Below are 15,882 nucleotides of genomic sequence, written 5' to 3'. Positions count from 1 at the left end.
ATTTGCCTTCCCCAAACGCCAGCCAACAACAAAAAGAGTGCCCTAAACTCCAAGGACACTCTCTCCATATATACTATTTAACAACCAGCACAGGCACCCGGGCATGCTGAACAACGTTATGACTGACGCTGCCAAGCACGAATTCGCGGATTCCTCCGAGGCCGCGGCTGCCGATAATGATCATGTCATTATTGTGCTTTTTCACATAATCCAAAATAACTTCTGCAGGCGCTCCCTGAATCAATTCGACCTTGCCTTTCACACCTGCTTCGTGCAAGCGGTTCCTTGCTTCCTCAGCCGTCTTCTCCGCCAGTTCATAGAAATCCTGGTTCACGGAAGCCGGTACGGGGGCGTATCCCTCCGCCACATAGAAACGCGGAAAATCAAATACATGCACTACTTCAAGGGTAGCCTCCGGCGATAACTTCACCAGTTCAATCGCTTTATCCAGCGCTTTGGTAGCCGCCTTCGAACCATCATAAGCTGCAACGATTTTGTTAAATAACATAAGTCAGCACCTCTCCTTGTCTATTTAATAATTACAAGTGAAGCGAGATCGTGCAATAAACTGTACTTGAATTAAATAACCAATTAGAACAAAAAATAACCCAGCAGCACCGCATTCAGCAATAGCAACAGCGGAATACCAACCCGAAAGCTGGCATGCTTCGTTTTGTGCCGCTTCACGTTCATGGCCGTCAGCACGCCGAGCGCCCCCCCGATGGCTGCCAAGAGAAACAATGTCCGCTCAGGAATACGATCGCGCCTCTGACGGGCACGGCGCTTATCGTCGGCCATCACTAGATACGAAACTACATTAATGATAAGAAACCAGAGCAGCAGCCCGGATCTCATGCTCACCGCCCCCATCTTCGTCCGACTTTGGCAACTTGTTTCCCTTAGCTCTATTATAACGCTATCCGAATAAATACAAAAGGCTCCCGCTAAGCCCCCTCTAAGGGAGACTCTTTACGGGAGCCTTCTTAAGTGCTATACGTTGCCTGCTCGATCAGAAAACTGGTTCCTTCATTGTATTATCCGCCATCAGCTATTTTATAGGGCACCAGCATTGTCGATTCGGCAATTTGATTTAGACGATGAATCTTAGCTAGTCAGCCAATGTCTTATAAATGACTCATCTTTTCATCCACTTTACATCTTCGGGACATTATTCAGGCTAGGCGGCCTCTTGGCCTGCTTCTTCTGCTTCGGCTCAACCGCTTCTTCCATAATGCTGGATTTGTTCTGCTGATCTCTAATCTTGGTTGATTTGTGATGGGGCATGCTCTTCACCTCCAATCCATAGGTTCCCGAGCATGCCGGTGTTTTATGCGAAAGCTGCAGCTGCTTTCACTTGTTCCGATTTTCACTCGTTCTGATTTCACTTATTCTACTGATTCTTGTCCTTTTTACTTGTTCTTGTTCTCCATGGCCGCCTTCAGCAGTTCTCCCAGGTTGGAGCCGATGGATTCCTGCTTCTTCGTATATTGACTTACAAGCCTTTGCTCCTCCCGCTTGTTCATGCGTTTGGGATCGTTATTGCTTAGCGTTTCCGTAATGCCGCAAGGCAGACATTGAACATAGCGGCCCGCTTTGCCTTCCTTCAGTTCCATCTTCTTATGACACTGTGGACAACGGCGGTTGGACAGACGCTTCTCGCCAGAACGGCGATAGCCGCAGTCCTCGCTTGGGCAGACAAGCATCAGCCCGCGCCCCGTCTTCTTTTCCAAAAGACGAGTCCCGCAATCCGGGCAATGGCTGTTGGAGACGTTATGCGGCTTGTAGGTCGCTTCGCTGTTCTTCACGCCGCTGACGAGCCCCTGCGCCATATTCCGTATTCCCTCCAGGAACGGCCCTGGCTTGCCCTGCCCGCGAGCGATGCGCTCCAGTTCGGCTTCCCATTTCGCCGTCAGGCCCGGCGAGCGCAGATCGCTCGGAGCCAGCTCGATCAACTGCTTGCCTTTGCCAGTCGGATGCAGCAAGTTCCCTTGCCGTTCGATCGTATCGGAGCTGACCAGCTTCTCAATAATGTCGGCGCGAGTAGCAGGCGTCCCCAGCCCGTGCTTCTCCATCTGCGACAGCAGCGCCGCTTCACTGTAGCGTTTTGGCGGCATCGTCCGCCCGCTTTGAATACGGCAGCGCTTCACAACTACAGCGTCACCTTCATGCAGCTCAGGTAAAGCAGCGCTGCCCGTTTCGGAGAAATCCCCAGTCCCTTCCTCCGCCTCTTCATCTTCATCTACAGCCTGCCCGTCATAGACCTCTCTCCAGCCGCTATCTTTCATCGTTGTCCCTTTGGCCTGAAGAATCTCCCCGGCCACCTCCAAAGTGACGGCGACGTTGTCAAAACGAGCGGCCGGATAGAACAGGCTGATGAACCGCCGGACGATCAGGTCATACAATTTGCGTTCCTCCGTGCTGAGCGTATTCAACAGTACCGTCTGCTCTGTCGGAATAATCGCATGATGGTCAGTGACCTTGCTGTCGTCGATGATCCGCTTGCTGACTGGAAGCGGCTTGCGCAGCAGCGGCCTTGCCAGCGGGGCATAAGGGCCGATGGCTACGCTTGTCAGTCTCTCCTTTAGCGTATCCTTCATATCAGAAGTCAAATAACGCGAATCTGTCCGCGGATAAGTAACGAGCTTATGCTGCTCGTACAGCCGCTGCAGTACATTCGACGTCTGTTTGGCGGAAAATCCAAGCAGGCGGTTCGCATCCCGCTGCAGCTCCGTTAAATCATAAGCCAGAGGATGCGGAACGTTCTTCTCGCTTTTCTTCAGCTTTACGATTTTGCCGCTGCGGCCATCGAGCTTCCCTTGAAGCTGCTTCACCTTCTCCGGGTCAAAAATCCGCGCATCGTTATTCGCTCCCCGCCACATCGCTTCGAACGAGCCCAAATCGACGCGCAGTGTACTGTATTCTTCCGAGCGGAACGAGAGTATTTCGTTCTCTCGCTGCATGATCATGCCCAGCGTCGGCGTCTGTACCCGTCCCGCAGATAGCGGTGATCCGAATTTGGTAGTAAGTGCCCGAGTTACGTTCAGTCCGATCATCCAGTCCGCTTCCGCCCGGCATCTTGCCGACTGATACAACCTGTCATACTGATGCCCCGGCTTCAGCGCTGCAAATCCTTCCTTAATCGCCTTATCCGTCTGCGACGAAATCCACAGCCGCTGGAAAGGCTTGTTCCATTTAGCCATATCCATAATCCAGCGGGCAAGCAGTTCACCTTCGCGGGCAGCATCCGTTGCAATGATTAGCGACTCAATGTCCTGCCTTCTCATCAATTGCTGCACAGCCTTGAACTGGTGGCTGCTCTCGCGCAGCACTTTCAGCTTCATTTTTCCAGGCAAAATCGGCAGATCCTCCAGCGCCCATGAACGAAACTTTGCATCATAGTCCTCCGGCTCGGCAAGTCCAACCAGATGCCCTAGCGCCCAAGTCACGACATACTTCGGTCCTTCCATATAACTCTTATGCTTATCGCGGCAGCCCATCACTCGTGCAATTTCCCTTGCTACAGATGGCTTTTCCGCTAATACTAGTGTTTTCATGAGTTCACAGATGCACTCCTTTCAAAATTCATTATAACATCCGCAGGAGTGGGTAACGAAATCTTCAATCTATAATAGTACATTTAAAATTAATCAGCTCAAGCAGGTCTGCTTGAGCTGGTGTCATGGCTTTATTTATTTCCCACGTCTGCAAATTGTTCATGTTTTCTTCATTGTTCATGTTTGCTTCATTGCTCATGCCTATCTTCGCTGGCTCATGTCTTTCTTAAACCTTCAAAACACTCTCCCCTGCTACTCCCGCACAAAACGGAACCAGCCGAAGTCGAAGTTGCTTCCCGGCAAAAAGATAAATGTCACTTTTTGCACCCCTGTTACCTGTTCCAGCTTAAATACCCGTTCTTCGTATCCAGCGGATTTTTTAAATTCCACGAGTTGATTGCTTTCCCCGTTCTCGCCGGCAAATCGGATATGGATCGTGTTGTTATCGATCGGCGATCTCCCGTTGATGACCAGTTTCGAAACGCCTTCGCCGGTAAAATCCATATGCTCAAACTCAAGCGAGACGTTATTTCCGATGCCTTCCACCCGATCCTCAACGAGAGTAAACGTGTCCCCATAAATCCGGTCACAGGAAGCTGCCGTATTTTGTTCGAAAGCCCGGTTCTGGCGTTCAAAAGAAAACCCTTTAATGTGCACCTTCTGACGAAGCACGAAGCTGATCGAAGTAATTCCGCGAAGTCTTTTGGTCAGGCGGTACGTTTCCTCTTGATATACGTTCCACTTGGAAGGCTTCTGATAAATAACATCAGCAATTAAGGAACTGTCCTTTTCACCAGGCATCCCCTCCCAAATTTGTATCGTATATTCTTCGCTGGATAAGGCGAAGATCGGAAGGGTAATCGTGTCAGAGCCATAGGGACCGAAGTCGATATCGCGGAAGCCTACGTGCGTTTCACCGTCTCTGCTTGTCGCTACGCCTCTTTCGTTGCCGTTCCCGACTTCTCCTTTGCTATAATCATACAATCCTGCCGAGATGAATCCGTACGGATCCTTGTAGGCCGTTCCCAGGCCTGTTGCTTTAAACTCCAGCTGAGAGATCAGCTTTGTTTTGTCCGTGCCGTTCTTCGTCATACAGCGCAGGCGGAATGCACCATCCCCAATTGCGAAAATCTTCGCCTCAAGTCCGTTCGCTTCAACCTTGGCAATATTCGAGTCGATTCCTTCGTCCGTTACGGCACGCCACTCGACGTCTCGGTACGTACAGTTTTCCGGCCATAATTTAGCCCGAACCGTGATCTCCTTGGTGGATTCATCTAAGTGTTGTCCCGACTCGCTGATAATCTCGATCTTACGAAGCGGTATTTCATCACAGTCCCCTGTCACGCACTGCAGCTCTTGATTTCTTGTGTTCGCTGAAATCCCTTCCGGTCTTCCCTCTTTCACGGGACGCGACTCAAATTCCGCGACTTCTGTCCGCATCCCCTCAGAAGACACTTCGATGCGGATTTTGCCTGGCTCCAGCGTCGCGCCGATGATCGCCATCAGCTTTCCGCTGAACAACCTTCTGCTTTTACCCTTGTACGGATCAAAATCCGTGCTGTCGCCGTTATCAAGCCCAATCAATCGGCCTGTCCCTGTCACCTCGACGTGCACGCGATTGTTCGCGTTGTCTACCGGATGGCCCTCACTGTCCAGCATGCCGATTTCTACAAAAATCAAATCCGTACCGTCCGCCACAAGCACCTCTTTATTTGCATGGAGACAAATCCGTTCCGCATCCCCGAAGGATTTTCGAATGTCGGTCGCAATGACTTTGCCTGTTTCGTCGTAAGCAATCGCCTTGATTTCCCCTTTCGCATAAGGAACTTTCCACCATCCTACAAGCTGCGTTCCATGCTCGTGATCGATTTCATGGGTTCCAATCGTAGCTCCGTTGAACTGCAGCTCGATTTTGGGGGCGTTGGAGCATACGCGAACATCGATGATTTGCCCATCATTGAAATCCCAGTAAGGGAAAACATGCACCATCGGTTTCGTTCTATAATCGGTCCAGGCCGCTTGGTAAATGTAGAAGGAATCCTTCTTGAAATTAGCCGTATCGATCTGTCCGAAATAGGAATTTTTCGTATGATATGGCGTCGGCTCCCCGATATAGTCAAATCCGGTCCACAGAAATTGGCCAAGAGAAAAAGGTGTATCCCTCTCCGCCAATATACAGGCTTCCGCCGATTTGGCTCCCCAGCTTGTCGAGCTGTTCCCCAGGGCGGAGCACTGCTCGTCATCGTCGGCGAGAATCGACTTCTCGAACGGAAAATGATAGACCCCTCGGCTCTGGACGACCGAAGCGGTCTCGCTGCCGTAGATGATCCAATCCGGGTGCTCTTCATGATGCTTATGGTAATATTTCTCTGCATAATTGTAGCCGGCAACCTTCACGATATCGGCGCATTTCTGCGCATTTTCCCACGGCATATAGTTCGACCCGATCGTAACCCTAGCATTCTGCTTCGGATCGAATTCCAATACGTATTCCATGAGCATTCTAGTAACTTCCTGTCCCCGTTCATCCGCATGCGTGTCGTAAATTTCGTTTCCGATGCTCCACATGAGCAGGCTCGGGTGATTCCGGTCTCGCAGCACCCAGCTTTTCACGTCACGATACGCCCAATCTTTGAAAAATCTTGCATAATCATAAGTTGTCTTCGGCCGCTCCCACATGTCAAAAGCCTCGGAGACGACGAACAATCCCATTTCGTCTGCCAGATCCATCAGCTCTGGTGCTGGCATATTATGCGCCGTGCGGATGGCGTTGACGCCCATTTCCTTCAAAATCTCAAATCTTCTGCGCAGCGCATGAATGTTAAACGCCGCTCCTAAAGCGCCCAGGTCATGATGCTCGCAAACGCCATTCAACTTCAGCTTTTTCCCGTTCACCTGCAGCCCCTGCTCCGGGTCGAGCACAATGCTCCGGAAACCCAGCGGCGACGTGATGGACTCCAGTTCTTCGCCCGCCTGCCCCTCTGCCGATCCCGCTCCTTCCCGATGCATTTGTGTAACGATCCGGTACAGATTCGGCTCATCGGTGCTCCATAGCAAGGGACTTTTTACGGATAATGTTTGACTGTTTTTCGCGACTGGGCTGCTGCTTGATGTTACCCGCTCCGAGGAGGCAGCAACCGTCCTGCCCTGATAGTTGATATGATGCGAAATAAGTACGTTTTCCTCGATTTTTACGTCCGTGTCGATCTCAACCAGCCAGCCATCCTCCCGCTGTTTTGCGGTGACATAAATACCATCGGTGAGAATATGATTTCTGTCCCTTTCCTTCAACCAGACGTTCCGGTAGATGCCTGCCCCCGAATACCATCGGCTGTTTGGACTCTGGTGCACGACCTTCACCACGATTTCATTTTCCCCTTCAACCGCTACGCCCGTAATATCGTGTTCGAAGGATGAATATCCGTACTTCCATTCGCCTGCAAGCTGACCGTTGACGTATACGGAAGAATCCATGTACACCCCGTCGAAGCAGATCAGGAGCTCCCGATCGCGGCCTGTCCACATAAATTTCTTGCGGTACCAGCCGATACCGTTTTCGTAAAGCGCCAATGTATTATAAATTAACCAATCATGCGGCAGGTCCACCGGTTCGAAGCGCAGTCCGGCATGATCCGTAGCGTCCAGACCGCTTTTGGCAAATTCCCAGCCGTCATTGAAGAGTATTTTCGTATTCATGGTCGAACAGCTCACTTTCGTTAGGTTTGAGATTATGAGATAGAACTAATAGATAAGGCGATTTTGCAAGTCCGCGATGCCCGACTTCCGATAAAAATACGTATTAATGATATCCCGCCATTCTTTGGCGTGTTCGCGCTGCTCTAATAACCGGGAAGCCACAAGCTCGAAATAATCCTCATTGATTTTTCCTTTGATCGATCGCCAATCCTCCAGCAAGGCGGCCGCTGCTTCTGCACCTTCAAAATGACTGTCGTAAATATGTTGGATTACCGTCTTGCCGCTATGCAACACATGGGTGTACGGAACATGATGAAAAAACAACAGCAATTCGTCGGGACAGCTTTCCAATGAATTGTACATCTCGCGGCGGGGCGAATGGTATTGTGCAGTATAGCCAGTCCCTGTTTCAATCGTCCGGTCGACCCCGATGCCGCGGCAATCGGCAAAATGATACGTCCCCCACTTCGAATACTCGTATCCGTCTACGTTCGGTCCGTAATGATGATTCGGATTTACCATCCAGCCGACGCCAAGCGGAGCGGTATAGTTTTCATATATGCCCCAAGATTTCATTAAGATGCTCGTGACTACTTCTTCGACCGCCGGATCGGAACCAAGACTTAGCCGAATCCATTCCGATGTGATCCGTTCCGCAGACAACGAAGGGCTCCACGCCAGCCTTCCATAGCCGTATAGATTTGCTTGAGCCAGCGGATGTCCCGTCCAGCAAGCGTCATCCCCAATGTTCGACACGGCCGCCATTCCACCATACGGACGGTTGAAAGTGGCGCCTTTCGCAATCCTCGCGACGGTAGCCCCTCCGCCGGCGGCATACGTTTCGCTATCGAGAATTTCTTTCCACTGTGGTACAAGATAGCAGACATGTCTCTGCTGTCCAGTATATTCCTGCGTGATTTGCAGCTCAAGGACTTGGTTCGTATCACGAAGTCCACCGAACAACGGCGATACCGGCTCGCGAACTTGAAAGTCCATCGGCCCGTTTTTGATTTGCAAAATGACGTTATCCGCAAAGCGTCCATCGAGCGGCATAAAGTGGTCATAGGCCGCCCTAGCCCGATCCGTCGAGCGATCACGCCAATCCTGAAGACAGTTGTATACGAAACAGCGCCAGATGACCAGCCCGCCATGGGGTGCGAGCGCTTCGGCCAGCATGTTCGCTCCGTCCGCATGATCCCGTCCGTACGTAAAAGGACCGGGCCGGAACTCAGAGTCTGCCTTCACTAGAAAACCGCCGAAATCGGGGATCGCCTGGTACAGGCTGGATGCTCGCTCATGCCACCAGTGTCTGACCGATGGATCCAAGGGATCTGCCGTAGGCAAACCGCCAACTGTAATTGGACTTGCAAAGTTAATACTCAGGAACAATTGAATGCCATACGCTCTAAATACATCTGCCACTTTCGTTAATTTGTTTTCATAAACCGCTGTAATTAATTTCGTCTCTTCCTCATGCACGTTTACATTATTGATAGAGATTGCGTTGATCCCGACAGAAGACAGCAGCCGGGCATATTCCCGAATACGGGTCAGGTCTTCGACGAAACCGTTGTTTTTATAGAAAATAGATTTCCCCGCGTAGCCGCGTTCGATCGATCCGTCCATGTTGTCCCACTGATTGATCATTCTCAGCCCGTTGGCAGGCGTCTCGACGATATGCAGATCGTGGATCGGTTCCCTCATCTGCATCAAGCGGATCAAGTGAAAGGTGCCATATAATGCGCCGCGGTCCGACTTCCCGATGACTACGATCCGGTCCGCCATTCCCTCTCGACCAGCCATCGACCGGATTATGTACCCTTCGTCGCCAATCCTTGCTGCTTCGGCTCCGACTTCAAGGTCGGCCCCGGTGTCCTCGCTGCCTAAAACTCCAATGATCACGCTTGGAATCTGACGATCCCGCAGGTGAACTACCTCCGGTGTATGCCCGGTCATCGCCTGTAAAGCTTCTGTCAGTTCTCTTTCCGCAGTAGACAACAACTCGGTCCGCCCTGTAACTGCAATGGCCGAGCAGCGAACCTGATACTCCTTGCGCAGCGTTTCATCCTCGACAGTGTTGTAGTAAAGCCACGCTTCATTCCCCATCGTTGAGCTCAACCTCTTCACCTATCCATACCTCCATTCAAATACAAACGGCTTACCCAGGCTAAAGACATAGACATAGAAATAAAATTAGAAATAAATCACTCTTATCTTTTAAAAAAAGGGTCAGGTACACCCTCCAACGGAAGACGACGTACCCAGCCCTTTTTTGCAAAAATTAATAACCTAACAAGCTTTTCGTCTTCTGGAAAACCTCATTCGCCATGTCCGTAAATCGCGCGCTGCCATTCGCTTCAACCTGAGCTACATATTTGTCCCAGTTGTCAAAGCTTTCCTGGCCGATAATGAACTTTAAGGTCATCGTTTTAACGTAATCCATCAGCGGCGTTGACATTAATTGCATCTGTTCGTTTTCCTCCGGTGTAGCCATGATCGGCGGCGGCAGCTTGCGCGGCTCTCGCGTTGACTTGATGCGGTTAACAAAGTCCTTCTCCCCATCGGTCATCTTGGACATTCTCAGCTCGTCTGATCCACCGTATGCGAACATCCCTCCAGCGAAGCCGAAATCAACGTTCAACTGCTTCGGTGCGCCTTCATTCATTCCATTGAAGTAAATCTCCGGATTGAGCACGACATTTCCGTTTGCATCCAAGGTATACGTTTCGCCTTCAACGCCCCACAAGCTGAGCATTTGCCCTTCCTCGGAATACCAGAACCAGTCGATGAAGCGCAGCATTTTGATAAACCCTTCTTCGCCCAAATCATCGAGCGCGTTCTTGCTGATCATGACTCCATTCTCCAAACGTGAAGTCTCGACCTGAAGCTTTCCTTTCGGTCCGCCTGGCTGTGTGATCATATACAACTCGCTATCCGGAACTTGCATTTTGCTTTTGAAATCGGACAGCACCTGATAAATTCCGCTGATCACGTACGTATCGCCCTTGAAAAACTTGGCCCTCGCTGCTTCGTCTTCTTGCGTAAAAGATTCAGGATCCATTATGCCTTCGTTAATCAATTTATTGAAATATTGAAGATAGCTTTTGAAGTCTTCCGACGTATCGGCAAATGAAAACTGCTGCTTGTCATGATCGAAATCGAGGCCGTTAGACAGTCCCCATCCTCCGGTAACGCCGTATTGAACAGCAGCAATATTCAAAGCGGATTCTCCCCTGAATTGATCAGAGAAGACGTAATCCGCACCGGTATACTCCTTGACCTTCTTCATCGCTTCGTAAAAGTCCTCGTACGTCCAATTCCCTTGTTGGCCCTCAACGTCCACGCCTGCCGCTTCAAACACATCCTTGCGTATAATGTAAGAGTAGCCGCCTGCAGCGTTCTCCCACATGCCTGGAAGGACATAATACTTGCCGTCTTCTTTTAACTTGGCCTTCAGATCTTCTTCCATTCCCCAATCTTTCACGGCTTTCATATAATTCGGCATGTATTGCACCCAATCGCTGACCGCCACAATTTGACCTGTGGGAACGAATGCGGATTCGTCGTATGTCTTAGGAATAATGTAAGGCGCATCGCCACTGTTGACCAATAGAGACTTATGATTTTCGTATTCTGTTCGAGCTGTAATGGTCAAATCAAAGGTCACGTTCGTTTTTTCTTGAATGGCGCTCCACAGTCTCCAGTCTTTTTTATAAGGATAATTCTCATGATCGCTGTACATCATAGAGTAGGATACCGGCTCGCTGGAATGAAACGTCTTGTCCTCTCCAAATGTGTAATCCGCCTCGTTAGCTGCCTGATCCTTAGAACCTGCTGCATCGGATGCAGCCGGTGAAGAGCCTTTGTTCCCGGACGAACATGCCGCCATAAACACGAGCATCAACGTTAGCAATACCATTACAATTGACTTTCTGAATCTCATCGTTATGCCTCCCTTTTTAAGTGCGAGCTGTATATTTATATAACGGAAACGGCTGCAGCCCTTCCGGTTATATCGATTGAATTTTAACGCTTACCTTATATCGAATATCGATTTCCTCTATCGATCGTTTCTTTATCAATGGCCTTATTTCAATCGCCTTATTTCGATTGCCCCTGGTTACCCCTTGACTGCACCGATCATCATTCCTTGTACGAAGTACTTCTGTACAAAAGGGTAAATACAAATAATAGGCAGCGCGGTGAGTACCATAGCCGTAGATTTGATGCTTGCTGCGATTTGGCTGGTCTCATCGGACGAAGCCCCGACCTCAGTTGGACTGACCGCATTATCAATAATTTGCTTCAGATATAAAGCGACAGGCCATTTCTCCTTCGATTGCAAATAAAGAGAGGGTCCGAACCAGTTGTTCCACATGCCGACAATAACGAACAACATAATCGTTACCAGAATCGGCTTCGATAGAGGAAGTATAATTTTTGTGAAAATCCCGAACACACCCAGACCATCGACGCGCCCTGCTTCTTCCAATTCATGCGGCAAACTGGCGAAGAAGGTTTTCATCAAGATGACATTGAAGGCGCTAATGGCCCCTGGAATAATGATGGCCCAGATTGTATCTCTCATGCCTAATGCCTTCGCTACCAAAATGTAGTTCGGTATTAGACCGCCGCCAAAGTACATCGTAAACAGCACGAACGGGATAAAAAATTTATTGAGCCGCAGCTTATCTTTCGAAAGCGGATAGGCCATAACGGCCGTCGCCGCCACTGCGATAAACGTTCCTGTTACGGAATAAACAATCGTATTCCAGTAAAAACGGAAGAAATCCGGTTTGCTCAATATCACTTCGTAGGTCTTGGTTGTAAATTCCACGGGAAAGATCGTCACCTTGCCGGCGTAGATCGCGGCTTCCGAACTAAAGGACTGCGCCACAAGATAAACAAACGGGTATAAGGTAAATAAGACGACCAAAATCATGATTAAACCATTTACAATATTAAAAGCGCTGAAGGATGAGGCTCTCTTCACTGAATCGGCTCCTTTCTACCACAAACTGGCTTTCGTCGTCCTCTTTGATATGGTATTCGCGGTCGTCACCAGAATCAGTCCAATGACACCTTCGAACAACCCTACCGCTGTCGCATAACTAAAGTTGCCGCCAGTGATCCCCATTCGGTAAACGTATGTAGAGATGACGTCCGCCGTTTCATAAGTAAGAGGGTTGTATAAGAGCAGGATTTTCTCGAAATTCGAACCCAATATGCTGCCGATATCCAAAATCAAGAGCACCATAACCGTGGGCAAAATGCCGGGAATCGTCACATGCATCGCCAATCGCAACCGGTTGGCGCCATCGATCTTCGCTGCTTCATAAAGCGCCGGATTGATGCCAGTCATCGCCGCCAAATACAAAATTGTTCCCCAGCCTAAACTTTGCCAGACGCCGGAAGCAACATAAATCGTCGGAAACCATTCCGGCAGTGAGATAAACGGGATTTTCTCAAATCCGAATGAGGCTAACAGATTGTTGATCGGTCCCGTTAAGGAGAGCATCTCTTTGACCATCCCCGCCACGATAACCATGGATATAAAATGGGGAAGGTACGATACCGTCTGAACAAACTTCTTCCACTTGACCCTCCGCAATTCGTTCAGCAGCAGCGCGAATATCAGGGTGAGGGGGAATTTGACTATGAGATAGCTAACGCTTAGGTTCAGATCATTAAAGAAGGCCCTCCAAAAAGACTGATCCTTCATGAACATCTCGAAGTACGAGAAGCCGACCCATTCCGATCCAAAGATATTCGGCCCGCCTCTATACTTCCGGAAAGCGATAATGTTCCCGATCATCGGCGTATACTTGAAAATAATGAAATAGATTACGGGTATGACTAGGAACGAATACAGCTTCCATTCCTTTTTAACGTGCCTCCAAAGGGAAGTATTTGCAGCCTTGACTTGTGTACGAGCTGCCTGTGTACGAGCTGCCATTGTGTCATCACATCCTTACGAAAAATTTACCCTTACAGGACTCGAACTTGCTGCGCTGTTACTCCATCAGCATATTGGAGAGGCCCTCGGCCCTCAATGTTCAATAACGAAACTGATGTACAATAACGGGAAATAATGATCGTCAATTTGAAATGGATAAACGGATTCTCAATTCAGGTTGGATAGAGTGGAGTTTTTAAGCTCATCTTTAAGCTCATCATCGTTATTTTTAAATGAGCGTGATGGATTCATTAAGCATGTTAACTGAATAAGTGTAGTGCCTTTTTGGGATTTTAATGGAATGGTTCATGTTCAGTGCAGAAAAAGCTATACAACGGGGTTGGAGTGTTATATATTATTACCAGGTACTAATACTTGATAATAGTACTTACTAGTAACATTAAGCAAAATCCTAAGACTACATCCCAGATTTTCATTAAATGTATTAGCAGCCTGTTTCTCACAAACCCATTTCGACTAAGAAGGAGTGATTCAAGTGGCTATTGCCTCCAAAGCGCGGATTACCGCCATCGGCACCTATATTCCCGAGAAAATTTTGACCAATGAAGATCTTGAACAGCTTGTAGAAACGAATGATGAATGGATTGTCCAGCGGACGGGGATCCAGAAACGGCACATTGCGGCCGAGGAAGAGTTTACTTCGCATTTATGTATCCGGGCGGTAGAGAGGCTTCGCGATACTTATAATGTTTCATTGGACGATGTAGATCTTATTCTCGTAGCGACGACGACGCCGGACTACGCTTTTCCCAGTGTAGCCTGCCAAATACAGCAGCATTACGAAATGGCAAGCACAGGCGCCTTGGACCTGAATGCGACATGCGCCGGCTTTACTTATGCCCTTCATCTGGCCAACGGACTCATCACTTCGGGACTGAACAGAAAAGTGCTGGTGGTAGCAGGAGAAAGCATGAGTAAAGTAACGGATTACACTGATCGCAACACATGCATTCTGTTCGGGGATGGGGCTGGAGCGGTTCTAGTGGAATTTGATCCCGGCGAGCCGGGCTTTGAAGCGGCGGTCATGGGAACACAGGGCAGCGGGGGCATCCATGTGTATCGCTCCGGATTAGCCGAAACTATGAACGGCATACCGCTGGATGGAAACGGGAAAATTGTGCAAAATGGACGCGAAGTGTTTAAATGGGCGGTGCGTACCGTCTCCGCAGGGATCGAGCAACTGCTTCAACTGGCTGACGTAAGCCAGGAGCAAATTGACTGGTTTGTCCCCCACAGTGCGAATTTGCGCATGATTGAATCGATCTGTGAAAAATCAAATATCCCCTTGGCCAAAACACTGCAAAGCGTACAGCTAATGGGCAACACCTCCTCTGCTTCAATACCGCTCGCCCTTCAGGCCGGCATCGATGCCGATCAATTAAAAACGGGCGATCGCCTGTTGATTTACGGTTTCGGCGGGGGGCTTACACACGCAGGCCTGATTGTACGCTGGGATGTTCCCGCTATATAATATAACTGGACGTTAACAACCCAGATGGAGACGAAGGAGTACAGGAATGGCGCAGTTATTTTTTAAATACGGGGCGATGAACAGCGGAAAATCGATTGAAATTCTTAAAGTGGCCCACAACTACGAGGAACAGAATAAACCAGTGATGCTCTTCACCTCGGCTCTCGACGACCGGGATGAGGCAGGCTGCATTTCCTCACGCATTGGCCTGCGCAGGCCAGCGATCCCGATAAAGGACAATACCGACATCTTCGGCATGGTCAGCCGTCAGGAACCACGGCCCTATTGCGTGCTCGTAGACGAGTGCCAGTTTCTGAACAAGGACAACATCGAGCAGCTTGTCCGTATCGTGGATGAGCTGGATATCCCGGTGATGGGCTTCGGCCTCAAGAACGATTTCCAGAATCAGTTGTTCGAGGGAAGCAGGCTCATGCTTATTTATGCGGATAAAATAGAGGAAATGAAGACGATCTGCTGGTTTTGCGAACGAAAGGCGATTATGAATCTGCGAGTAGAAAACGGCAAACCCGTCTACACCGGGGAGCAGATCCAAATCGGCGGCAACGAATCGTACTATCCGGTATGCCGGAAATGTCATCGCAATCCTCCTTTATAACAGCATTAAAAAAATAATGACCACCCGTCCAACGGGTGGTTTGCTCTTGGGGTATAACCTCCTGTTGCCAAACTGCGCCTAAAGACGCTAACCTGACCACAAATCTGTTCAGGCTCAGTGTTATTTGTCACTTTCACTTACCAGTTAAACTGGTTTATTTCATTTTGCTCTTGTTTGCCATCCAAGACCATTTCTTTCCCAGGGCTTAAATCGAAAATGTGACTTAGAACGTGTACGAAATTTTATAACGAAGCTTATGATCGCTATCTGTGTAAAAATGACCCTTCCCAAAATGTAACGAAGCTGGGTAACGTTATTTCAGTCTCTACTGCTCCAAACAGAGGATAAACCGCAAATAGAGTGTCTGAGATTCGTTGCTATGAACGTTTTTGTCAAACCCTCTATTTTTTCTGCCTGAGCACGTGGCGCGAGAGCAAAAATGCGAGCGACGGTCGGCACGCTGCTATCCGTGGGTTGGGTACCACATGTTATGCCTTCGTCAAGGAGAGCTTTTGCAAGCTAGAAACGCACGTTCAGTTCTTGGCAAACCTAGTGCAAACGAATCACG

At 49.3% G+C, this 15,882-nt stretch carries 11 protein-coding genes; 2 read left to right on the top strand and 9 right to left on the bottom strand.

Annotated elements, in window-relative coordinates:
• Positions 1 to 73 precede the first annotated feature (73 nt).
• From G358_RS0127375 to G358_RS0127330, 9 genes are all read right to left on the bottom strand, one after another.
• Positions 74 to 508: a universal stress protein gene (locus tag G358_RS0127375; protein ID WP_019640463.1), complete on the bottom strand. Its 435-nt coding sequence runs from the start codon at positions 506 to 508 to the stop codon at positions 74 to 76.
• An 83-nt stretch (positions 509 to 591) separates the two neighbouring features.
• Positions 592 to 855 (bottom strand): DUF1294 domain-containing protein, encoded by a 264-nt coding sequence (locus G358_RS0127370; RefSeq protein ID WP_019640462.1) that lies wholly within the window; start codon positions 853 to 855, stop codon positions 592 to 594.
• Positions 856 to 1,152: 297 nt separating this feature from the next.
• Positions 1,153 to 1,284, bottom strand: a complete 132-nt coding sequence (locus G358_RS34330; protein ID WP_019640461.1) for a hypothetical protein — start codon at positions 1,282 to 1,284, stop codon at positions 1,153 to 1,155.
• Positions 1,285 to 1,409: 125 nt separating this feature from the next.
• A complete protein-coding gene (locus G358_RS0127360; RefSeq protein WP_019640460.1) occupies positions 1,410 to 3,554 on the bottom strand; it encodes a DNA topoisomerase III in 2,145 nt (714 codons plus the stop codon).
• A 252-nt stretch (positions 3,555 to 3,806) separates the two neighbouring features.
• Positions 3,807 to 7,250, bottom strand: coding sequence for a glycoside hydrolase family 2 TIM barrel-domain containing protein (locus tag G358_RS0127350; protein ID WP_019640458.1), 3,444 nt, complete (start codon positions 7,248 to 7,250; stop codon positions 3,807 to 3,809).
• 45 nt (positions 7,251 to 7,295) lie between these two features.
• Positions 7,296 to 9,356: an alpha-glucuronidase family glycosyl hydrolase gene (locus G358_RS0127345; RefSeq protein ID WP_019640457.1), complete on the bottom strand. Its 2,061-nt coding sequence runs from the start codon at positions 9,354 to 9,356 to the stop codon at positions 7,296 to 7,298.
• A gap of 175 nt (positions 9,357 to 9,531) precedes the next feature.
• The gene (locus G358_RS0127340; protein WP_019640456.1) at positions 9,532 to 11,193 is read right to left on the bottom strand and encodes an ABC transporter substrate-binding protein; all 1,662 of its coding nucleotides are present in this window, start codon (positions 11,191 to 11,193) and stop codon (positions 9,532 to 9,534) included.
• A gap of 177 nt (positions 11,194 to 11,370) precedes the next feature.
• The gene (locus tag G358_RS0127335) at positions 11,371 to 12,243 is read right to left on the bottom strand and encodes a carbohydrate ABC transporter permease (RefSeq protein ID WP_019640455.1); all 873 of its coding nucleotides are present in this window, start codon (positions 12,241 to 12,243) and stop codon (positions 11,371 to 11,373) included.
• 15 nt (positions 12,244 to 12,258) lie between these two features.
• Positions 12,259 to 13,206: an ABC transporter permease gene (locus G358_RS0127330; RefSeq protein WP_019640454.1), complete on the bottom strand. Its 948-nt coding sequence runs from the start codon at positions 13,204 to 13,206 to the stop codon at positions 12,259 to 12,261.
• Between the two features lie 502 nt (positions 13,207 to 13,708).
• Between G358_RS0127330 and G358_RS0127325 the strand changes: the two genes are divergently transcribed.
• Complete coding sequence (locus G358_RS0127325) at positions 13,709 to 14,698, top strand: ketoacyl-ACP synthase III (protein ID WP_026342503.1); 990 nt, start codon at positions 13,709 to 13,711, stop codon at positions 14,696 to 14,698.
• 46 nt (positions 14,699 to 14,744) lie between these two features.
• Complete coding sequence (locus tag G358_RS0127320) at positions 14,745 to 15,314, top strand: thymidine kinase (protein WP_019640452.1); 570 nt, start codon at positions 14,745 to 14,747, stop codon at positions 15,312 to 15,314.
• Positions 15,315 to 15,882 lie beyond the last annotated feature (568 nt).

The sequence above is a fragment of the Paenibacillus fonticola DSM 21315 genome (assembly GCF_000381905.1).
GTDB lineage: Bacteria > Bacillota > Bacilli > Paenibacillales > Paenibacillaceae > Fontibacillus > Fontibacillus fonticola.
Note: the sequence above shows the minus strand (reverse complement) of the source record. Positions and strands in the feature narration are given on the sequence as shown.

Bases quoted from the DNA above. Each gene is read 5' to 3' on its own strand.
- G358_RS0127340 (WP_019640456.1), bottom strand. From the start codon at position 11,193: ATGAGATTCAGAAAGTCAATTGTAATGGTATTGCTAACGTTGATGCTC.
- G358_RS0127370 (WP_019640462.1), bottom strand. From the start codon at position 855: ATGAGATCCGGGCTGCTGCTCTGGTTTCTTATCATTAATGTAGTTTCG.
- G358_RS0127350 (WP_019640458.1), bottom strand. From the start codon at position 7,250: ATGAATACGAAAATACTCTTCAATGACGGCTGGGAATTTGCCAAAAGC.
- G358_RS0127320 (WP_019640452.1), top strand. From the start codon at position 14,745: ATGGCGCAGTTATTTTTTAAATACGGGGCGATGAACAGCGGAAAATCG.
- G358_RS0127345 (WP_019640457.1), bottom strand. From the start codon at position 9,356: ATGGGGAATGAAGCGTGGCTTTACTACAACACTGTCGAGGATGAAACG.
- G358_RS34330 (WP_019640461.1), bottom strand. From the start codon at position 1,284: ATGCCCCATCACAAATCAACCAAGATTAGAGATCAGCAGAACAAATCC.
- G358_RS0127375 (WP_019640463.1), bottom strand. From the start codon at position 508: ATGTTATTTAACAAAATCGTTGCAGCTTATGATGGTTCGAAGGCGGCT.
- G358_RS0127330 (WP_019640454.1), bottom strand. From the start codon at position 13,206: ATGGCAGCTCGTACACAGGCAGCTCGTACACAAGTCAAGGCTGCAAAT.
- G358_RS0127360 (WP_019640460.1), bottom strand. From the start codon at position 3,554: ATGAAAACACTAGTATTAGCGGAAAAGCCATCTGTAGCAAGGGAAATT.